Below are 19,891 nucleotides of genomic sequence, written 5' to 3'. Positions count from 1 at the left end.
GGCGTCGTCTTCGCGCGCCTTCGGCCATCCGTTTCAAGATACGTCTAGCCTGCCCGCAGCCGTGCCTCCGCACTGTCGTCGACGGTGTCCGCGGCGGCGAACCGGCATTCCAGCCCGTCCACGAGCAGGTTCAGGTGCATGCGCACGATGGCGTCCTGCGTCAGCCGCCCGTCCGGGCGATACCAGTTGCAGACGCCCGTCAGCATGGCGATGAGCGCATAGGCGGTGACGCGCGCATCCTCCACGCGCAGCGTTCCGTCGGCTTCGCCCGCCTCCAGGATCTCGACCAGGTGCGTTTCGTAGCGGCGACGCAGCGCAATGACGGTTCCGCGATGCGCGGGCTCCAGGCTGCGCAATTCCGAGTTGATTACGAACACTTCCACCCGCCGCGTCAGATGATAGCGCAGGTGAAAGTCGGCGAAGGCGAGAAGCCGATCGCGGCCGCTTTCGTGGCGATGCGCCTCCAGCACCGGCTGCAGGCCGTCTATCAGGTCCTTCATATGGCCGAGCAGCAACTCGACCAAAAGGGCCTGCTTGGTGGAGATATGATTGTATATGGACGAGAGGCCGATGCCGACCTCCTGCGCCAGATCGCGCATGGATACGGCGGCGTAGCCCTTTTCATAGATGAGGGCGAGGCCGGCGCGCCGAATGGCGTCGGCCGTATGCTCTCCCTGTCCGATGGTGCGCTTGCGTAGGCTGCCGGGCACGGCGACATCTCCGAATGACAATACGAACGATCATTCGTTTTAGCCGGGATGTCAACCCGTGGTTATGGCTCGGCTGCGCCGCTGCTATCCTTTGGCCAAAAAGGCGCCGATGCGTTGGCGCGCCTTGGGACTTTCCCAGGCGTCGGCGAGGGCTTCTGCCGTACGCTCCAGCGTATCGGCATCGATCCGCATGCCGAGCGAGCGGGTCAACGCCTTGGCGCGCGCCACGGCGGCAGGCTCGGTTGCGGCATAGGGCGCCAACTCCGCCATGACCGCGTCGTCCAGCGCGGCGGGATCCGCGGTCGCAGCGACAAGGCCAAGCGTGACAGCCTCGGCGGGGCCGAACGGGCGCGCCGAGAAGAAGACGCGCCTGGCGGCAGCCTCACCCATGCGGGCCATCACGAAAGGGCCGATGGTCGCGGGGATGATGCCGAGCCGGGTCTCGGTGAAGGCGAATTTGGCGTTCGTCGCTGCGATTGCCACGTCGCAGACGGCCATCAAGCCAAGGCCGCCGCCATAGGCTGGCCCGTTGATTCTTCCGATCAGCGGCTTGGGCAGGCGGTTGAGCCCATCCAGCATGGAGGCCAGCGCGCGGGCCTGGTCGATCCGCTCCGACCGCGTGGCATCGAACTGCATGCGCATCCAGTTCAGGTCCGCGCCGGCGCAGAAGCTGCGGCCCGAGCCCGTCAGCACGGCTGCATGTATGCCCTCGTCATCGGCGATCCGCCGCGTCGCTTCGGCAAGCTCGGCGATCATCGCCGCGTTCAGGGCATTATGCTTGTCCGGACGATTGAGCGTCAGCGTCGCAATGCCCGCGACATCCACGGCGAGCGTCAGGTGGTTCATAAGTCAGGCCTCCGGTCTGAGCGAGCGGGCGAAGGCTGCGGCCTCGGCCAGCCGCGCGGGGTCCAGCCCCGCACGATAGCCCAGAGCGTCGAGCCGGTCGCAAACCGCGATCGTATCGACATTGCCTTTCGCGCCCGGTGCGTAGGGACAGCCTCCAAGGCCGCCGAGGGAGGCGTCGAAGACGCGCAGCCCACGGGCAAGGCTCGCCTCGATATTGTCGAGCGCGCGCCCGTTGGTGTCGTGGTAGTGGCCGGCCAGGAGCCGGGCCGGAACCAGCGGCAGCACCGCATCGAGCATGGCGCCCACCGTATCCGGCGTGCCTGCGCCGATCGTATCGCCGAGGCTGACCTCGTAGCAGCCGAGCGCCAGGAGCTTGCCCGCCAGATCGGCCACCGATGCCGGCTCCACCGGGCCTGAATAGGGGCAGGCGACCACGCAGGATATGTAGCCGCGGACCGGCAGGCCGACCTGCCGCGCGCGTTCGACCACGGGCCCGAACCGTTCGAGGCTTTCGGCGATGCTGCAGTTGATGTTGGCCTTGGAGAATGCCTCCGAAGCCGACCCGAAGATGGCGACTTCGTCGGCCCCGGCCTCGATGGCCGCTTCCAGGCCCTGTCTGTTGGGTGTCAGCGCGGCATAGCGGGTGCCGGGGCGACGATCGATGCCGGCCAGAACCTCCGCCGCATCGGCCATTTGTGGCACCCAGCGGGGCGAAACGAAGCTTGCAGCCTCTATCCGTTCGAAGCCGCAGGCCGACGCCATGTCCACCAGCCGGATCTTGTCGGCGGTGGGCACGGTGCGTTTTTCGTTCTGCAGCCCGTCGCGCGGGCTCATCTCCACGATCGTCACATGGGTCATGCGGCATCGTCCTCCTGCAGGCGCAGGAGCACCATGCCGTCATCGGCCCGGTCGCCGACGCCGACGAAGACGGCTTCGACGATGCCGTCCCGCGGAGCCGTCAACGTGTGCTCCATCTTCATCGCCTCCACCACGATCAGCGCCGCGCCCCGTTCCACCGCCTGCCCCGGCACGGCGGATACGACGCGGACCGTGCCCGGCATGGGTGACAGGACGACGCCCGCGCCGTCCGCCGGACGGTCGGAAAGGCCGGGCTGCGGGCGCGTCGCCACATAGCTTTCCCCGTCGATGAACAGCGTTGCCGTCCACCCGCTTCTTCGCCAGCCGAAGCGGCGGGCGATCCCGTCGATCCGGACAAGCGGTTCCTGACCGCGCTCGACGATGTCGACCGTGTGGGAAGCGCCATCCTGCAGGATCCGGTAATGCCCATCGCCGCCTTCGGACCGCAGTTCCACGATGCGTCCGTCGATCTCCACCCGGATCGGCATGACCGCCGTTCCGAAGATGCGGAATCCGTCGAGGGTGCCCCACGGGCCGGCAGCGTTGGCCGGAGCGGCAAAGCGGTCCTGAAACACCAGCGCCGCCAGCGCATAGGCGAGGGAAGGCGCCTCTGCCGGCGGCAGCAGCGAGGGCAGGACCCGTTCGATCAGCCCGGTGTCCATCGTACCGGATCTGAAGTCCGGTTCGGCGACGAGCTTTTCGAGGAAGGCGACATTGTTGGCCAGCCCGCAGATGCGCGTCTGCCGCAAGGACGTGCGCAGCCTGCCCAATGCCGCCGCGCGGCTTTCCCCATGCGCCGTCAGCTTGGCGATCATGGGGTCGTAGTGCGGCGTCACCGCATCGCCCTGGCGGACGCCGCTGTCGACGCGCACGCCCGCAGGAAACTCCAGGCAATCGAGCGTTCCGATGGCCGGCAGGAAGCCCTTGGCGGGATTTTCGGCGTAGATCCTCGCCTCCACCGCATGCCCCCGCATGGCGATATCCTCCTGGGCCAGTGGCAGCGCCTCGCCGGCAGCGACACGGATCTGCCATTCCACGAGATCCAGTCCGGTGATGGCCTCGGTGACGGGATGCTCCACCTGCAGGCGGGTGTTCATTTCCATGAACCAGAACCGGTCGGGGCGCAGCCCGTCGGACCCGTCGATGATGAACTCCACGGTGCCTGCCCCGCGATAGGCGATGGCGCGCGCGGCCCGCACGGCGGCGACGCCCATGGCTTCGCGCATGTCGTCCGTCATGCCGGGCGCGGGCGCTTCCTCGATCACTTTCTGGTGGCGCCGTTGCAACGAGCAGTCGCGCTCGAACAGATGGACCGCGTTGCCATGCGTATCGCCGAACACCTGGATTTCGATATGCCTGGGCCGCTGGACATATTTCTCGATCAGGCAGGCCGGGTCGCCGAAGGCGGATTGCGCCTCCCGCCGGGCCCCTTCGAGTGCGGCGGCGAAGTCGTCGGCGCGGTCGACGCGCCGCATGCCCTTGCCGCCGCCGCCGGCGCGCGCCTTGACGAGGACGGGAAAGCCGATGCGCGCCGCCTCGGCGGCCAAAAGGTCGGCATCCTGCTCCAGCCCGTGATAGCCCGGCACGACCGGAACGGCGGCCTCCTCCATCAGCCGCTTGGCGGCATCCTTCAGGCCCATGGCGCGGATGGCCGCTGCGTCGGGCCCTATGAAGCTGATGCCGGCAGCCTCGACCGCCTCCACGAAATCAGGGTTTTCCGAAAGGAAACCGTAGCCGGGGTGGATCGCGCCCGCCCCCGTGGCCAATGCCGCCTCGATGATGGCGTCGGCCCGCAGATAGCTTTCCGCTGCCGGCGCGGGCCCGATGCGCACGGCCTTGTCGGCCAGCCGCACATGCGGCGCACCGGCGTCGGCGTCGGAATGCACCGCAACGGTGGCAAGCCCCATGCGCCGCGCGGTGCGGATGACGCGTACGGCGATTTCGCCGCGATTGGCGATCAGGATCGTATCGAACATGATGCTCTCCCTCACATCCGGAACAGGCCGAAGCGTGTATCGGCAACGGGCGCATTGAGCGCCGTGGCCAGCGACAGGCCAAGCACGTCGCGGCTTTTCGCGGGATCCACGATGCCGTCGTCCCACAGGCGCGACGTGGCATAGAGTGGATGGCTCTGCCGCTCGAAAAGGTCGATCGTCGGACGCTTGAACTCGGCTTCCGCCTCCGCGCTCCAGCTTTCGCCCTTGCGCTCCAAACCCTCGCGGCGCACCGTCGCCAGCACCCCGGCCGCCTGCTCGCCGCCCATCACCGCAATGCGCGCATTGGGCCAGCTCCACAGGAAGCGAGGCGAAAAGGCGCGCCCGCACATGCCGTAATTGCCCGCGCCGTACGACCCGCCGACGATCATCGTGATCTTCGGAACCGCGGTGCTGGACACCGCGGTGACGAGCTTGGCCCCATGCTTGGCGATACCGCCCGCCTCGTAGGCGCGGCCCACCATGAAACCGGTGATGTTCTGCAGGAACAGCAGCGGAATCTTCCGCTGGGAGCACAATTCGATGAAATGGGCGCCCTTCATCGCGCTTTCGGAGAACAGCACCCCGTTATTGGCGAGGATGCCGACCGGCATGCCATGAATGTGGGCGAAACCGCACACCAGCGTTTCGCCGTAAAGCCGCTTGAACTCGTCGAAGCGCGAGCCATCGACGATCCGGGCGATCACCTCACGGATGTCATAGGGCGTGCGCGCATCGGCGGGCACGATGCCGGGCAACTCGGCCGGATCGTACAAGGGCGCTTCGACCGGCAGGCACTCGGCGTGGCAGGCGGGCCTGGCGTTCATCGCCGCGATGGCGGCGCGCGCCAGCGACAAGGCATGCTCGTCGTTTTCAGCCAGATGGTCGACGACGCCCGACAGCCGGGCATGCGTCATGCCGCCGCCGAGCTCTTCGGCGGAGACGACCTCGCCGGTGGCCTGGCGCACCAAGGGCGGGCCGGCCAGAAAGATGGTGCCCTGGTCGCGGACGATGATGGTCTCGTCGCTCATGGCGGGGATGTAGGCGCCGCCGGCCGTGCAGGAGCCCATCACCACGGCCACCTGCTTCAGGCCGCGCGCCGACAGGTTCGCCTGATTGTAGAAGATGCGGCCGAAATGGTCGCGATCGGGGAAGACCTCGTCCTGGTTGGGCAGGTTCGCGCCGCCCGAATCCACGAGATAGACGCATGGCAGCTCATTTTCCGATGCGATCTCCTGCGCCCGCAGGTGCTTCTTGACCGTCAGCGGATAATACGTGCCGCCCTTTACCGTGGCGTCGTTGCAGACCACCATCGTCGGCCGGCCCGACACGCGGCCGACGCCGCAGATCATGCCGGCGCCGGGCACGGCGTCGTCATACTGGCCGTTGGCGGCCAGCAGTCCGATTTCCAGGAAGGGCGAACCGGGATCGAGCAGCCGGTCGACCCGCTCGCGCGGGAGCAGCTTGCCGCGTGCGACATGGCGCTGGCGGGCGGCTTCGCCGCCGCCGGCGAGGACGCGTTCGGCCACCTGCCGGACGGCGTCCAGCTGGCTATCCATCGCCGCCCGGTTGGCGGCAAACGGTGCGGAGCGCGGCGACAGCGAAGAGGCGATGGCGGCCATCACGCGCTTTCCTTGAAGAGTTCGCGGCCGATCAGCATGCGGCGGATTTCCGAGGTGCCGGCCCCGATCTCGTACAGCTTGGCATCGCGAAGCAGGCGGCCCGTGGCATATTCGTTGATGTAGCCGTTGCCTCCGAGGGCCTGGATGGCCTGCAGCGCCATCTGCGTCGCGGCTTCCGCGCTGTAGAGAATGCAGCCGGCGGCGTCCTTGCGGCTGGTTTCGCCCCGGTCGGCCGCCTGCGCCACCGTATAGACGTAGGCGCGGGCCGCATTGGCCGTCACATACATATCGGCCAGCTTGCCCTGCATGAGCTGGAATTCGCCGATGGCTTGGCCGAACTGCTTGCGCTCGTGGACGTAGGGAACCACGATGTCGAGGCAGGCGGCCATGATGCCCAGCGGGCCGGCCGCCAGCACGATCCGCTCGTAATCCAGCCCGCTCATCAGAACCTTGACCCCGCCGCCGATGGCGCCCAGCACGTTCTCGGCCGGCACCACGCAATTGTCGAAGACGAGTTCGCAGGTGTTGGAGCCGCGCATGCCGAGCTTGTCCAGCTTCTGCGCCGTGGAAAACCCCGCCATTCCCTTCTCGATCAGAAAGGCGGTGATGCCGCGCGGCCCGGCGTCCGGGTCCGTCCGGGCATAGACGACGAGGGTCGATGCGTCGGGGCCGTTGGTGATCCACATCTTGGTGCCGTTGAGCACATAGGTGTCGCCTTGCCGTTCGGCGCGTAACCGCATCGACACCACGTCCGATCCGGAGCCGCTTTCCGACATGGCCAGTGCGCCGACATGCTCGCCGCTGAGGAGTTTCGGCAGGTATCTGCGCTTCTGCGCTTCCGTGCCGTTGCGCCGGATCTGGTTGACGCACAGGTTGGAATGCGCGCCGTAGGACAAGCCGACGGATGCCGATGCCCGGCTGATCTCCTCCACCGCCACGCAATGCGCGAGGTAGCCGAGGCCGGAACCGCCATACTCTTCCTCGACCGTCAGCCCGAGCAGGCCGAGGGCCCCCAGTTCCGTCCAAAGCTCGTTCGGGAAGGTGTTGGTGCGGTCGATTTCTTCGGCGCGCGGCGCGATCCGCTCCTGCGCAAAACGCCGCACCATATCCCGCAGGGCCGCGATATCCTCGCCATGGCCGAATTGCAGTCCGCCCTCATACATGTGCACTGTCCTCCCGCACGGTCTTTCCGGCGTCGGAGAGGGCCGGAAGGCCCACGCTCCGACGTGCCATATCGACGTAGATCGTCTCGATGTCTGTTATGCTGAGCCGCCCGCCCGGGCGAAACCATGTGGTGACGCCGGTCAGCATGGCGATCAGCGCGCGCGTCGCGACGGCTTCGTCCTCGACTTTGAAAAGCCCGCGCCCCTCGGAAAGGATGGCCCGCAGCCGCCCCTCGTAGCTGCGCCGAAGGCCCTCGACCACGGCGAAATTGGCCGGCTCCAGGTTGCGCAGTTCCATATAGGCGATGAAGACGGCGTCGGGCCGCTCGAAGTGGTAGCGGATGTGAAAGCGCGCAAAGGCCGTCAGCCGCGCCTCTGCCGAAGTACCCGACGGGTCCGCCTGCGCCCACGCGGCAAGCAGCTCTTCCATGTGCTTGACGAGAAGGTCGCGCAGGATGTCCTGCTTGGTCGCGAAATGATTGTAGAGACCGCCGACCCGTATGCCGACCGCCTCGGCGATGTCGCGCATGGATACGGCCGCATAGCCGCGCGCCGCGAACAGGCGCTCGGCCTCTTTGCGGATGCTGGAAGCAGTCTGAAGCCCTTTGAGGTACGACACGCGTGCAGCCAAAAATGATCGTTCGTTCATAATATCTGCGGCTTTTGGACTGTCAATCCCGGTCCGGTGCCTTAGTCTTAGCGCAACAAGGAAGGGATTGAGATCCATGGACCAGACGTCGGCACACGGAACCGGTACGCTCTCCCAAACCGAGCTGTCGTTGATCGATCGCTACTGGCGCGCTGCCAACTACCTGTCGGTCGGCCAGATCTACCTGCTGGACAATCCGCTGTTGAAGGAGCCGCTGACTGCGGACCACGTCAAGGCGCGGCTTCTGGGCCACTGGGGCACGACACCGGGCCTGAACTTCATCTATGTCCATCTCAACCGTATCATCGCCCGGCGCGACGAAGAGATCCTTTATGTCTGCGGCCCCGGCCATGGCGGGCCCGGCATGGTCGCCAACACCTATCTGGAGGGTGTCTACAGCGAGATCTACCCGGATGTCCCGGAAAGCGAAGACGGCATCCGCAAACTGTTCCGGCAGTTCTCCTTTCCCGGCGGCATTCCCAGCCACGCCGCCCCGGAAACGCCGGGCTCCATCCATGAGGGCGGCGAACTCGGCTATGCCCTCCTGCATGCCTTCGGGGCCGCCTTCGACAATCCGGACCTCGTGGTGGCCTGCGTCGTCGGCGACGGCGAGGCCGAGACCGGACCGCTATCGGGGTCCTGGCAGTCGGCCCGGTTCCTGAACCCGTCCCGCGATGGTGCGGTCCTGCCGATCCTGCATCTCAACGGCTACAAGATCGCCAATCCCACCGTGATGGGCCGGATGGACGATGCCGACATCGCCAAGATATTCGAAGGCTACGGATATCGCCCGATCTTCGTCTGCGGCGAGGAGCATGCGCCCATGCACCAGGCCATGGCGGCGGCGCTGGACCAATGCTTCGACGCGATCGCTCAGATTCGCGAAACAGCGCGCAACGGCTCCGGATCCGGCCCCGTGCACTGGCCGATGATCGTGTTGCGCAGCCCCAAGGGCTGGACCGGGCCGAAGGAGGTCGACGGGCTGAAGGTGGAAGGCTTCTGGCGCTCGCACCAGGTTCCGCTGTCCAACGTGAAGAAGAACGCGGAACACCTGAAGCTGCTGGAGCAGTGGATGCACTCCTATGAGCCGCAGACCCTGTTCGACGAGGCGGGCCGGCTCGTGCCGGAACTGCGCGAGATCGCACCCCGGGGAGACCGCCGGATGGGTGCCGTGCCCGTGGCCAATGGCGGCAGGCTGCGCCGGGAACTCGCGATGCCGGACTATCGCAGCCTTGCCGTCGACGTGCCGCGGCCGGGTGCGGTCACCGCGGAAGCCACCCGCGTCATGGGTACGCTCATCCGCGAGGTCGCGCGTCTCAATGCGGACACGAAGAATTTTCGCCTGTTCGGTCCGGACGAGACCGCGTCGAACCGGCTGGACGCCGTCTTCGACGTGACGGATCGGGCCTGGATGGAGCAATTGAAGCCCTATGACGTCCATCTGGCGCCGGAGGGCCGGGTCATGGAAATCCTGTCCGAGCATTGCTGTCAGGGCTGGCTCGAAGGATATCTTTTGACCGGTCGCCACGGGCTGTTCTCATGCTACGAAGCGTTCATCCACATCGTGGATTCGATGTTCAACCAGCATGCCAAATGGCTGAAGGTCTCGCGCGAGCTGGAATGGCGCGCCCCGATCTCGTCGTTGAACTATCTTCTGACCAGCCACGTCTGGCGGCAGGACCATAACGGATTCAGCCACCAGGACCCCGGCTTCGTCGACCTCGTGGCCAACAAGAAGGCCGACATCGTTCGCATCTATCTTCCGCCGGACGCCAATACGCTTCTCTGGGTCACGGATCACTGCCTGCGGACCTACGACCGGATCAACGTCATCGTCGCCGGCAAGCAGCCGGCGCCGCAATGGCTGTCGATGGACGCTGCGGTGCGCCATTGCGAGGCCGGTATCGGCATCTGGGACTGGGCCGGCACCGAGGACGGCGGCGAGCCGGATGTGGTGATGGCGTCGGCCGGGGACGTTCCGACGATGGAGTCGCTGGCCGCCGTGGATCTCTTACGCCAGCATGTGCCCGACCTGAAGATCCGGGTCGTCAACGTGGTGGACCTGATGGCGCTGCAACCGCGATCTGCCCATCCGCACGGCCTCGACGACGCGGATTTCAACGCGCTCTTCACCACGGACAAGCCGGTCATCTTCGCCTATCACGGCTATCCCTACCTCATCCATCGCCTGACCTATGCCCGGACGAACCACGCCAACATGCATGTGCGCGGCTTCGTGGAGGAGGGGACCACGACAACGCCCTTCGACATGGTGGTCATGAACGGTCTGGACCGGTTTCACCTGGCGCTCGAGGCCATCCGCCGCGTACCGGGCCTGGCCGACCGCGCGTCCGGCGCGGTGGAGCTGTTCCGGCGCAAACTGGAAGAGCACGAGCGCTACACGCGCGAGTATGGCGAGGACATGCCCGAGATCACCAAATGGGGCTGGTCCTACGACACCGCCGCCCGGACCGGAGATTGAGTCAGGCCATCGCCCATTCCGGGGGCGGGACGATCAGCCCGCGTCGAAGACGTGGTGCTCGATCCGGCCATCGAACATCTGCATCAGCTCGGCCGTCACGCCCCGGCTCTCGAAGCGGATGGGCGCCTGGAGTGCCGCGGCCAGGGCCTCGGCGTCGGGAAACACCATCGCCAGGGCCAGCGGGATCGGTTCCGCGCCCTCGTCACGCGCCGTCTCGAACTGGATGCGAAGGTCCACCAGCCCCGGGAAGGTCAGCCACAGCGGCTTGAGCCGGTCCTGCACGAAGGCACGGAACTCGGCCTCGCGGCCGGCGGCGATGGTGCCGCGAAAGAATGCCTGGCGGACGATCATGCGCTGCGGGTCTCCTTGATTCTATCGGCATTGACCGAGGTCTGCGGCGTGCGCCCGGCAAAGTGATCGGCAAGGTTTGCCAGCACCAGCCGGCCCATGTCCTCGCGGGTGGCCACGGTGGCGCTGCCCTGATGCGGTGCCAGCACGACGGTGTCGAGGCTTGCGAAGGCCGGGTCGATCGTCGGCTCGTTGCGGAAGACGTCGAGGCCCGCTGCCGCGATGCCGCCATTCTGGAGCGCGTGGAGGAGAGCGGCCTCGTCCACCACGTTGCCGCGCGCCACGTTGACGAAGATCCCGACGCCGCCGAGCGCCTCGAGGACGGCTGCGGATACGATATTTTCCGTCTGTGGCGTCGCGGCCACCGCTGCCACGAGGATGTCCGACCGGGCGGCCAGCCGTTCCGGCGTCTCGGCCCTCGTCCAGTTTGACGGGGTCTCGATATCCGAGCGGTTCCAATAAAGAATGTCGGCATCGAAGGCCTCAGCCCGCCGGGCGATGGCGCGCCCGATCTGGCCGAGGCCGAGAATGCCGAGCTTGCGCCCCCCGAGCCGCGTGCCGAGCGGCAGCTTGCCGCCGGATGCCCATCGTCCCTCCCGCACCATCCGGTCGCCGTCGACGATGCGGCGCAGCACCGCCAGCAAAAGGGCCATTGCCATGTCCGCGACATCGCCGGTCAGCACTCCGGGCGTGGTCGACACATGAATGCCGCGCCGGGCCGTTTCGGCCAGATCCACCTTGTCGGTTCCGACGCCGTTGATGGCGATAAGGCCGAGTGCCGGCAGCCGGGCGACCCATTCGGCGGACAGCCCCGTGCCGCCCCCGGTCACCACCGCACGGATGGTGCCGAGTTCCGACTGGATGCGGGTCTGCTGCGAAGCGTCATACAGGCGGTGCACGGTATAGGCGGCATCGAGTTCGCGCTCGATGGCATCCATCATCGGCTCGACCAGAAGAATGGCGGGTTTCATGGCAGGTCTCAGTGGGAAATCTGGCCGAGGAAGGCGCGGGTGCGTTCTTCCCGGGGGTTGTCGAAGAAGGTGTCGGGCGTGCCGATCTCGACGATCTCGCCCTTGTCCATGAAGATGATGCGGTCGGCCACCTGCCGCGCGAAGCCCATCTCATGCGTGACGCAGAGCATCGTCATGCCTTCGTTGGCGAGGTCGATCATCGTGTCGAGCACCTCCTTGACCATCTCCGGGTCGAGGGCGGATGTGGGCTCGTCGAACAGCATGATGCGCGGGTTCATGCACAGCGCGCGGGCAATGGCCACGCGCTGCTGCTGGCCGCCCGAAAGCTGCGCCGGATACTTGTCGGCCTGCTCCGGAATGCGGACGCGCGCCAGGTATTTGCGGGCGATCTCTTCCGCCTCGGCGCGCTTGGTGCCGCGCACCTTCATCGGCGCGAGGATGCAGTTTTCCAGCACGGTCATGTGCGGAAACAGATTGAACTGCTGGAACACCATGCCGACCTCGCGGCGGATGGCCTCGACGTTCTTCGGACCGGCGGTCAGCTCGATCCCGTCCACCACGATCCTGCCGGAGCGCACGGGTTCGAGCTGGTTGATGCACCGGATGAGTGTCGACTTGCCCGATCCGGACGGGCCGCACAGCACGATCTTCTCGCCCTTGGCGACATCGAGGTTGATGTCCTTCAGGGCATGGAAATCGCCGTAGTATTTTTCCACATGCTCCATGACGACCGCCTGGGAGGCGGTGTCCGGGCCGCTTTCTTCAGTCATGATCCGATCCTCCCCGGCGGCGTCCGCCACGATTATTCCGAAGCCTGCGCGATGAAGTCGGGCAGAGGCTGCTGGAGCCACTTTTCGTGGATCTCGTTCAGCGAACCGTCTTCCTTCTTGCGCTTGATGAAGTCGTTCACATAGGCAAGGAACTCGTCCGAACCCTTGCGGGTGGCGATGCCCTGCACCTGCTGGCGCAGGCTGAACTTCTCGTCGAAGCGGTCGGGCGCCGTCTGCTGGATCTGGGCGATCACGACATTGGATACGCCGATCAACGGCACCTGCCCCGACAGAAGGGCCTGTACGGCTGACGCATCGTCGTCGAAACGCTGGATCGTGGCGCCCTCGGGCGCGATGGCCGTCACCGCGACATCCTGCGTCGAGGCGCGGGCGACGCCGATATTCTTGCCGGCGAGGGCCGCGGCATCCGCCACGGCGACGTCCTTGTCACCGAAAACGAAGATCTCGATACCGGCGTAGGGCTGCGAGAAGTCCACCTGCTGCGCGCGCTCGGGCGAGATGCCGAGCGAGGCGACGAGGACGTCGACCTGCGATGACAGGAGATAGGGAATACGGTTCGGTCCCGTCACCGGAACGATGTTCACCTCCACGCCGAGGTCTTCGGCCAGGAGCTTCGACACGTCGGCGTCGTAGCCGTCGGGCTGGCCATTGAGGTCCAGGATGCCGAAGGGCGGGAAATCCACCAGCATGCCGATGTTGACGGTGCCGCGCTGCTTGATCTCCTCCACCGTCTGCGCCTTGGCCGGCGCGAGTGCGGTCGTGCATGCGATCAGCGCCGTGAAACCGGCGGCGAAAGCCTTTGCGAACGTGTTCATGAAATACCTCCCGGGTTGGTTCGGCCCGGCGCCTGCCGGGCCCGGTTGCAAAGGGTCAGCGCTTGGCCATGGCGGCGTAGCGGCCTTCCATGCGCCGCGCCAGGATCGACAGCGGCCAGCACAGGAAGAAATAGATGAGCGCGACGAGGCCATAGACCTTGAAAGGCGAGAAGGTCGCGTTGTTGACGATCTGCCCGGCGCGCATCAATTCGACGAAGCCGATGATGGAGGCCAGCGACGTCCCCTTGATCAGCTGCACCAGGAAGCCGACGGTGGGCGCCACCGCGATGCGCGCCGCCTGCGGCAGGACAACCGACTGCATCCTGTCGAAATAGGAGAGGCCGAGCGCCCAGCTGGCCTCGCTCTGCCCTTCGGGCACGGCCTCGATGCAGCCGCGCCAGATTTCCCCGAGGAAGGCGGAGGCATGGAGCGTCAGCGCGATGGCGGCGGCCGTCCACGGGCCCAGGCCAAGGCCGAGCATGCGCAGGCCGAAATAGGTCAGGAAGAGCTGCATGAGCAGCGGCGTGCCCTGGAACAGCCGGATGAAGGCCAGCGCCGGGACGTTCAGCAGGCGGCTCCTGGACACGCGCGCCAGCGCGACCAGCAGCCCGCCGACGGCCCCGCCCGCAAAGGCGACGGCCGACAGCGCAAGCGTCCACTGGATGGCGGTGAAGATGAACCAGGCTTCGTTGATGCCGAAGGGGCGGATCATGGCGGCGTCCTCCTCAGCGGCTCAGCGGATAGTTGAAGGCGAGCCGCTGCACGAGGCTGAACAGCCCCGAAAAGGCCAGCGACAACAGAAGATAGATGCCGGTGATCACCAGGTAGACCTCGAAGGCGGTGAAGGTCTGCGACTGGATGTCGTTGCCCGCCGCGGCAAGGTCCGTCGCCGAGATGACCGAGACGACGCTGGTGTTCAGCATCAGATAGATGAACTGGCTGGTCAGCGCCGGATAGACCGTGCGCAGGGCCGGCTTGATGACGATGTAGCGGAAGATCTGCGGGCGCGAGAGCCCCAGCGCCACGCCCGCCTCGACCTGGCCCTTCTGGATGGACTCGATGCCGGCCCGGATGATCTCCGTGGCATAGGCGCCCACATTGACCACCAGCGCCACCAGCGCCGCCGTGTTGGGAGAGAAGCGGATGCCCAGCGACGGCAGGGCGAAATAGATGAAGAATATCTGGACCAGGAACGGCGTATTGCGGATGACTTCAATGTAGAGGTCGATTACCCATCGCAGCGGCCGTGGCCCGGCCAGCTTGCCGACCGCGCAGGCGACGGACACCACCAGACCGATGACCATGGCCCAAAAGGACAGTTGCACCGTGGTCCAGGCGCCGGCCAGAAGCCGGTCCATGTTGTCGAATACGGGCGCGAAATTGAGCTGGTACACCGTTTCCTCCCCAGCGAAGCCAGAAGATGAGCGGTCTCCCAACCGCGCCGGCCGTCACGTCGTTAGATCGATCTAACGACGTTTTCGGGCTGTCGTCAAGGCGCAACCGGTCCGCAGGACGGACGCGGCACGAATGCCGTCTCTTCCAGCCTGGCGCTGGTGGGCGCTTCCGGCGTGGCAAGACGCCGCAGGAAAAGTTCGCCGGCCGCCGCCCCGATGCGGAAGGGCGCGGTTTCGACCGAAGCGAGGCCCGGCACCATCAGGTCGCATTCGGCGACATTGTCGATGCCGACCAGGGATACGTCCCGGCCGATGACCAGGCCAAGGTCCTGGAGTCCGCGATGAAGACCCAGCGCGACCACGTCGTTAAAGCACAGGATGGCCGTCGGCGGGCTGGTGCGTTGCATCAGGAAAGGGGCGCTGGCGCGTCCGTCCGCATGCGTGAGCGGAATGGACATGATGAGGAACGGGTCGAGCCCGGCCGCCTTCATGCCAGCGCGGAACCCTTGTATACGCTCGCGCTGGACGCTGTGATCCATATTGCCCGAGACGAAGGCGATGCGCCTGTGGCCGAGGGCGACAAGACGCTGGACGACATCCGCCGTCAACGCCTTGAAGTCGACGCCGGCAAAGTCGCTGTCCGCCCCGTCGACCCTGCGCAGGATCTGCACCAGCGGGATCGCATGGTCGGTCAGTCGCTGCAGGGAGGCGCGCTCGGTCCGGTCGGCCGGACAGACGATGAAGCCGTCGACGCCGTTTTCCCGCATGCGGTTGATGAAGAGATCCTGGCGGTCGGGATCCTCGTTGCAATTGCCCAAAAGGACCGAAAACCCTTCCGGTTCCACCTGCGATTCCACACCCGCCAGAAGGGTTGCGAAGAACGGATTGGTCAGGTTGGGCAGGATCACGCCGACGGTCTGCGTACTGTGCGCGCGCAGCCTTGCCGCGTTCCGATTGTAGACGTATCCAAGGGCCTGCATGGCCGCTTCGACGCGGCTGCGCGTGGCGGGCGTGATCGCCTTGCTGCCGCGCAGCACAAGCGACGCCGTCGCGCGCGATACGCCTGCCTCGGCGGCGACATCGACAAGCGTCGGAACGCGCCCTGCCTTGGATCTTTCACTCACCCGTCGCCTCCCGAAACGATGGGACCACCGACGTTTCATTTGCGGTTGGATCGATCCAATCATACGCCTCGCGGCGGGCAGGTAAAGTTGCTTTCACACTTTGTCCACCACACGGACGATCTGGAGCCGTTCCAGCATCTCGCCGGATCGTGACATGGCGCTATTTTCGATCACGAGACGGGGATCATCGGGCGCGCATGCCAGGACAAAGACAGCACACACTCGGACTCTGCGCGCTGACAGGCGCCATGCTGGCCGGCCTTGGCGGCTGCGGCAGCCCGCAATCGACCTTCCTGTCCGCCGGAACCGAGTCCGCCGCCGTCAACGCCCTGTTCTTCTGGATGCTGGGTGGCGCGGTTCTGATCTGGCTCTTCGTCATCGCCATCAGCATCTATGCCACGCGCGCCCATCCTGGCGCCCATCGCGAACGCGCCGGGGTCCGCCTGATCGTGTGGGGCGGCGTTGCCTTTCCCGTCGTGACCCTGACCCTTCTGCTCGCCTTCGGCCTGTGGCTGATGCCGGAGCTGCGGCGCGAGGGGGAGGGCATGCGGATCGCCGTTTCCGGCGAGCGTTTCTGGTGGCGGATCTTCTACGACACGCCCGCCGAGCCCGGCGTGCAGCGCGCCCTGCCGCGCGCCGGCGTCGAGAGCGCCAACGAGCTGTGGCTGCCGGTCGGCGTGCGGACCGAACTGCTTCTCGGCAGCCCGGACGTGATCCACTCCTTCTGGGTGCCGGCGCTGGGCGGCAAGGTCGACATGATCCCCGGCCGGGTCAACCGGCTGGTGCTGGAGCCAACGCGCGAAGGCGTGTTCAACGGCGTCTGCGCTGAATTCTGCGGTACGGCCCATGCCCAGATGGCATTTCGCGTCAGGGTCGTCTCCAGGGATGCCTTCGCCGCCTATGTCGACGCCCAAGGCCGACCGGCGGATCCTTCGGGGGGCACCGGCCGGGATGCCTTCATGGCCAATGGATGCGGCGCCTGCCACGCGGTGCGCGGCACACAGGCCGAGGGCGGCGTCGGGCCGGACCTGACCCATGTCGGCGGACGCGGCACGCTGGGCGCTGGAACGCTGGAAATGAGCGTCGACAATCTGGCTGCCTTCATCGCGGCGCCGGGCCACGTCAAGCAAGGCGTGGAGATGCCGGCCTTCGGCATGATCCCGCAGAATGAGGTCATGGCGATCGCGGAATGGCTGGAGGGGCTGAAGTGAGCGATACGACGGCCATCCCGCCTGCCTCCACCCGCGACCAGAACGATCCGGAGGTCCGCAAGGGCCAGGAGAAGCGTTTGATAGCGACCTGGGAGACGCCGCCCGGCTGGCGCTACTGGTCCGACGTCAACAACACGACGGTGGGTGTCTGGTACACCGCCACGGCCTTCGCCTTCCTGCTGTTCGCCGGCGTGCTGGGCCTGATGATCCGGGTGCAGCTTGCCGTGCCCGACAACGACTTCCTGACGGCAACCTTCTACAACCAGGTCTATACGCTGCACGGAACGGTGATGATGTTCCTGTTCGCGGTGCCGATCTTCGAGGCGGTGGCGATCATCCTTCTGCCGCAGATGCTGGGCGCCCGGGACCTTCCGTTTCCGCGCCTGTCGGCCTTCGGCTACTGGTGCTTCCTGATCGGCGGCATCTTCGTCTGCGGCTCGATCTTTTTCGATTCCGCACCGGATTCCGGCTGGTTCATGTATCCGCCGCTGACGACGCAGGAGCGCTTCACGCCGGGCTATGGCGCCGATATCTGGTTGCTCGGCCTTTCCTTCATCGAGGTCGCGTCCATCGCCGCGGCGGTGGAACTGATCGTCGGGACCCTCAAATGCCGCCCGCCGGGCATGCGGCTCAATCTCATGCCGCCCTATGCCTGGTACGTCCTGGTGGTGGCGGCGATGATCCTGTTCGCCTTTCCGCCGCTGATCGCCGGCGACATCCTGTTCGAGATGGAGCGCCTTTTCGACTGGGCCTTCTTCGACCCGGAGCGCGGCGGCGACCCGCTTTTATGGCAGCACCTGTTCTGGATCTTCGGGCATCCGGAAGTCTACATCATCTTCCTGCCGTCCATCGCCCTGTTCGCGATGATCATCCCCACATTCGCGCAGCGGCCGCTGCTCGGCTATTCGTGGATCGTTCTGGCGGCGGTGGGCACGGGCTTCCTGTCCTTCGGGCTGTGGGCCCACCACATGTTCACCACCGGCCTGCCGGCCATCTCGCTCGGCTTCTTCTCCGCCGCCTCCGAAGCGGTGGCCATTCCGACCGGCGTGCAGATCTTCGTCTTCCTGGCCACCTGCCTGACGGGGCGCGTCATCTACAGCGTGCCCATGCTGTTCGTGTCCGGCTCGCTGGCCGTGTTCGTACTGGGCGGGCTTACCGGCGTCATGGTGGCGCTGGCCCCCTTCGACTGGCAGGCGCACGACACCTATTTCATCGTGGCCCACCTGCATTACGTCATCATCGGCGGCGTGCTCTTTCCCATCCTCGCCGGCCTCTATTATTACTGGCCCATCGTCTCGTCGCGCCGCCTGTCGACCCGCGCCGGCAAATGGGCCTTCTGGCTGATGTTCATCGGCTTCAATACGGCCTTCTTCCCGATGCATCTTTCGGGCCTGATCGGCATGCCCCGCCGCATCTGGACCTATCCGGCCGGGATCAACCTCGATCTCCCCAATCTCGTCTCCACGATCGGCGCCTTCGTCTTCGCGGCCGGCTTCCTTATCGTCGTCGCCGACGTCCTGCGCCCGCGCAAGGGGCCGCTGGCCGACCGCAACGTCTGGAACGCCGGCACGCTGGAATGGGCGGGCGAGGTGCCGGACCAGCCCTGGGGCGTCCGGTCCGTGCCCATCATCTCGTCGCGCTACCCCATCTGGGACCAGCCGAATTTCATCGACGATATCGACAAGGGCCGCTTCTACCTTCCCGATGCGGAGGAAGGAAAACGCGAGACCATCGTGACGACCGTTCTCGATGCAGAGCCGGTCCAGTGCCTGCGCGTTCCGGGCCCGTCCTTCGTGCCGATGATCGCCGCCGGTTTCCTCGGCGCAAGCTTCATCGCGGCCACCTTCCATTGGTGGTGGTGGATGTTCGGCACGCTGTTCCTGGCCGTCGCCGCCATCATCCACTGGCTGTGGCGCGCCACCAGCGTCATCCCCGAAAAGGAAGAGAAGGATGTCGGGCTGGGCCTTTCGCTGCCCATCTACGTCTCCGGTCCGCACTCGGTCTCCTGGTGGGCGATGTTCATTACCATGCTCGGCGACATGACGGCCTTCCTGTCGCTGGTCTTCGGTTATTTCTTCTACTTCACGATCCATGAGCGATTTCCCGGACCGGAGCTTGCCGGGCCGGGCGTGGTATGGCCGGGCGTCTCGCTGGCGCTCTTCCTGATGGCCTTCGGCGCGGCGATCCTGTCGCACCTGCGGCTGCGCGCCGGAGCGGTGTCGACGGCCCGCGTCCTGCTGGCTGCCGGCATCGTGCTGGTGCTGGCCGCCGCGGCTGCACTGCTGTACGGCCCGTACGTCACCGGCATGGCGCCGCGCGCCCACGTCTATCCGGCCATCGTCTGGCTGCTTGCCATCTGGACGGCCCTGCACGGCGCAGTGGGGGCGCTGATGCTGGGGTTCTGCCTGGCCGGTACGCTGACGGGCCGCCTGACGCCGCGCTACGACATCGACCTTGCCAATGTCCGCCTGTATTTCCATTTCCTGGCGGCGACGGCGCTGATAACCGTCGCAACGCTGGTGCTCGTACCGCTTGCGGGAGGAGCCGCCTGATGGCCGTCAGCAACCGCACGCGCGACAATCTCTGGACGCTGATCGCGACGCCCACCATCTGGGCGGTGCACTTCCTGGTCTGCTATGTGGCGGCGGCCTGGCGATGCGCCCCCAATGTCGCGGTGTTCGAGCCCATCGGCGGCGTCCGGGTGCTGATCCTCGTCCTGACCGTGGCGGCCCTGTCCGGTTGCGGCGTCATCGGCTGGCGGGCGATCTCGGAATGGCGCGCCAATGGCGGCACCGTGCCGCATGACGGCGACTCGGCCGAGGTGCGCGAACGCTTCCTGGAATTCTCTTCGTTCCTGCTGGCGGGCCTGTCCTTCCTGGGTGTCGTCTTCACCGCGCTGCCGGCCCTGATGATCGTGGATTGCCGATGAGATTG

The 19,891-nt window shown here is 66.3% G+C and carries 18 protein-coding genes; 4 read left to right on the top strand and 14 right to left on the bottom strand.

Annotated elements, in window-relative coordinates; genetic code table 11:
• Positions 1-44: 44 nt before the first annotated feature.
• The 7 genes from IGS74_RS01360 to IGS74_RS01330 all read right to left on the bottom strand — a co-directional run bounded on the left by IGS74_RS01360 (position 45) and on the right by IGS74_RS01330 (position 7,791).
• Positions 45-710: a TetR/AcrR family transcriptional regulator gene (locus IGS74_RS01360; protein ID WP_039194644.1), complete on the bottom strand. Its 666-nt coding sequence runs from the start codon at positions 708-710 to the stop codon at positions 45-47.
• A gap of 84 nt (positions 711-794) precedes the next feature.
• Positions 795-1,556 (bottom strand): enoyl-CoA hydratase-related protein, encoded by a 762-nt coding sequence (locus IGS74_RS01355; RefSeq protein WP_192388744.1) that lies wholly within the window; start codon positions 1,554-1,556, stop codon positions 795-797.
• Between the two features lie 3 nt (positions 1,557-1,559).
• Positions 1,560-2,414 carry a hydroxymethylglutaryl-CoA lyase gene (locus tag IGS74_RS01350; protein WP_192388742.1) on the bottom strand — a complete coding sequence of 285 codons (855 nt, stop codon included), beginning with the start codon at positions 2,412-2,414 and terminating at the stop codon, positions 1,560-1,562.
• Entirely contained in the window at positions 2,411-4,390 is a 1,980-nt protein-coding gene (locus IGS74_RS01345; protein ID WP_192388740.1) for an acetyl/propionyl/methylcrotonyl-CoA carboxylase subunit alpha, read from the bottom strand. Before IGS74_RS01345 ends, IGS74_RS01350 begins: the two co-directional genes overlap by 4 nt.
• An 11-nt stretch (positions 4,391-4,401) precedes the next feature.
• Positions 4,402-6,009, bottom strand: coding sequence for a carboxyl transferase domain-containing protein (locus IGS74_RS01340; protein ID WP_192388738.1), 1,608 nt, complete (start codon positions 6,007-6,009; stop codon positions 4,402-4,404).
• Positions 6,009-7,172 carry an isovaleryl-CoA dehydrogenase gene (locus IGS74_RS01335; protein WP_192388736.1) on the bottom strand — a complete coding sequence of 388 codons (1,164 nt, stop codon included), beginning with the start codon at positions 7,170-7,172 and terminating at the stop codon, positions 6,009-6,011. Before IGS74_RS01335 ends, IGS74_RS01340 begins: the two co-directional genes overlap by 1 nt.
• Entirely contained in the window at positions 7,165-7,791 is a 627-nt protein-coding gene (locus IGS74_RS01330; RefSeq protein WP_246722807.1) for a TetR/AcrR family transcriptional regulator, read from the bottom strand. Before IGS74_RS01330 ends, IGS74_RS01335 begins: the two co-directional genes overlap by 8 nt.
• Before the next feature lie 106 nt (positions 7,792-7,897).
• Here IGS74_RS01330 and IGS74_RS01325 point away from each other — a divergent pair, with 106 nt between their 5' ends.
• The gene (locus IGS74_RS01325) at positions 7,898-10,303 is read left to right on the top strand and encodes a phosphoketolase family protein (RefSeq protein WP_192388732.1); all 2,406 of its coding nucleotides are present in this window, start codon (positions 7,898-7,900) and stop codon (positions 10,301-10,303) included.
• Between the two features lie 33 nt (positions 10,304-10,336).
• Here the strand turns inward: IGS74_RS01325 and IGS74_RS01320 are convergent, their stop codons facing one another.
• From IGS74_RS01320 to IGS74_RS01290, 7 genes are all read right to left on the bottom strand, one after another.
• Positions 10,337-10,654, bottom strand: a complete 318-nt coding sequence (locus IGS74_RS01320) for a hypothetical protein (protein ID WP_192388730.1) — start codon at positions 10,652-10,654, stop codon at positions 10,337-10,339.
• Positions 10,651-11,622: a 2-hydroxyacid dehydrogenase gene (locus IGS74_RS01315; protein WP_281413028.1), complete on the bottom strand. Its 972-nt coding sequence runs from the start codon at positions 11,620-11,622 to the stop codon at positions 10,651-10,653. The genes IGS74_RS01320 and IGS74_RS01315 overlap by 4 nt, the downstream gene beginning before the upstream one ends.
• Positions 11,623-11,630: 8 nt before the next feature.
• Positions 11,631-12,392, bottom strand: a complete 762-nt coding sequence (locus IGS74_RS01310; protein WP_039194853.1) for an amino acid ABC transporter ATP-binding protein — start codon at positions 12,390-12,392, stop codon at positions 11,631-11,633.
• Between the two features lie 32 nt (positions 12,393-12,424).
• On the bottom strand, positions 12,425-13,228 hold the full coding sequence (locus IGS74_RS01305) for a transporter substrate-binding domain-containing protein (RefSeq protein WP_192388728.1): 804 nt from the start codon (positions 13,226-13,228) through the stop codon (positions 12,425-12,427).
• Between the two features lie 55 nt (positions 13,229-13,283).
• Entirely contained in the window at positions 13,284-13,940 is a 657-nt protein-coding gene (locus tag IGS74_RS01300) for an amino acid ABC transporter permease (protein WP_039194654.1), read from the bottom strand.
• A 13-nt stretch (positions 13,941-13,953) separates the two neighbouring features.
• Positions 13,954-14,622: an amino acid ABC transporter permease gene (locus IGS74_RS01295; protein ID WP_192388726.1), complete on the bottom strand. Its 669-nt coding sequence runs from the start codon at positions 14,620-14,622 to the stop codon at positions 13,954-13,956.
• Between the two features lie 95 nt (positions 14,623-14,717).
• Positions 14,718-15,746 (bottom strand): LacI family DNA-binding transcriptional regulator, encoded by a 1,029-nt coding sequence (locus IGS74_RS01290; RefSeq protein ID WP_192388724.1) that lies wholly within the window; start codon positions 15,744-15,746, stop codon positions 14,718-14,720.
• Between the two features lie 197 nt (positions 15,747-15,943).
• Between IGS74_RS01290 and IGS74_RS01285 the strand changes: the two genes are divergently transcribed.
• From IGS74_RS01285 to IGS74_RS01275, 3 genes are read left to right on the top strand one after another with little or no spacing between them, the layout of a single operon-like run.
• Positions 15,944-16,957 (top strand): c-type cytochrome, encoded by a 1,014-nt coding sequence (locus tag IGS74_RS01285; RefSeq protein ID WP_246722804.1) that lies wholly within the window; start codon positions 15,944-15,946, stop codon positions 16,955-16,957.
• Positions 16,936-19,509, top strand: coding sequence for a cbb3-type cytochrome c oxidase subunit I (locus IGS74_RS01280; protein WP_192388722.1), 2,574 nt, complete (start codon positions 16,936-16,938; stop codon positions 19,507-19,509). The genes IGS74_RS01285 and IGS74_RS01280 overlap by 22 nt, the downstream gene beginning before the upstream one ends.
• On the top strand, positions 19,509-19,886 hold the full coding sequence (locus IGS74_RS01275) for a hypothetical protein (RefSeq protein ID WP_039194658.1): 378 nt from the start codon (positions 19,509-19,511) through the stop codon (positions 19,884-19,886). The genes IGS74_RS01280 and IGS74_RS01275 overlap by 1 nt, the downstream gene beginning before the upstream one ends.
• Positions 19,887-19,891: the final 5 nt, after the last annotated feature.

Source organism: Aureimonas sp. OT7, from assembly GCF_014844055.1.
GTDB classification, from domain to species: domain Bacteria; phylum Pseudomonadota; class Alphaproteobacteria; order Rhizobiales; family Rhizobiaceae; genus Aureimonas; species Aureimonas altamirensis_A.
This window is presented reverse-complemented; position numbering and strand designations above follow the sequence as displayed.

Excerpts from the sequence above, each read along its gene's own strand:
- IGS74_RS01355 (WP_192388744.1), bottom strand. The coding sequence starts at position 1,556 with ATGAACCACCTGACGCTCGCCGTGGATGTCGCGGGCATTGCGACGCTG.
- IGS74_RS01350 (WP_192388742.1), bottom strand. The coding sequence starts at position 2,414 with ATGACCCATGTGACGATCGTGGAGATGAGCCCGCGCGACGGGCTGCAG.
- IGS74_RS01345 (WP_192388740.1), bottom strand. The coding sequence starts at position 4,390 with ATGTTCGATACGATCCTGATCGCCAATCGCGGCGAAATCGCCGTACGC.
- IGS74_RS01340 (WP_192388738.1), bottom strand. The coding sequence starts at position 6,009 with ATGGCCGCCATCGCCTCTTCGCTGTCGCCGCGCTCCGCACCGTTTGCC.
- IGS74_RS01335 (WP_192388736.1), bottom strand. The coding sequence starts at position 7,172 with ATGTATGAGGGCGGACTGCAATTCGGCCATGGCGAGGATATCGCGGCC.
- IGS74_RS01325 (WP_192388732.1), top strand. The coding sequence starts at position 7,898 with ATGGACCAGACGTCGGCACACGGAACCGGTACGCTCTCCCAAACCGAG.
- IGS74_RS01320 (WP_192388730.1), bottom strand. The coding sequence starts at position 10,654 with ATGATCGTCCGCCAGGCATTCTTTCGCGGCACCATCGCCGCCGGCCGC.
- IGS74_RS01315 (WP_281413028.1), bottom strand. The coding sequence starts at position 11,622 with ATGAAACCCGCCATTCTTCTGGTCGAGCCGATGATGGATGCCATCGAG.
- IGS74_RS01310 (WP_039194853.1), bottom strand. The coding sequence starts at position 12,392 with ATGACTGAAGAAAGCGGCCCGGACACCGCCTCCCAGGCGGTCGTCATG.
- IGS74_RS01305 (WP_192388728.1), bottom strand. The coding sequence starts at position 13,228 with ATGAACACGTTCGCAAAGGCTTTCGCCGCCGGTTTCACGGCGCTGATC.
- IGS74_RS01300 (WP_039194654.1), bottom strand. The coding sequence starts at position 13,940 with ATGATCCGCCCCTTCGGCATCAACGAAGCCTGGTTCATCTTCACCGCC.
- IGS74_RS01285 (WP_246722804.1), top strand. The coding sequence starts at position 15,944 with ATGCCAGGACAAAGACAGCACACACTCGGACTCTGCGCGCTGACAGGC.
- IGS74_RS01280 (WP_192388722.1), top strand. The coding sequence starts at position 16,936 with ATGGCTGGAGGGGCTGAAGTGAGCGATACGACGGCCATCCCGCCTGCC.
- IGS74_RS01275 (WP_039194658.1), top strand. The coding sequence starts at position 19,509 with ATGGCCGTCAGCAACCGCACGCGCGACAATCTCTGGACGCTGATCGCG.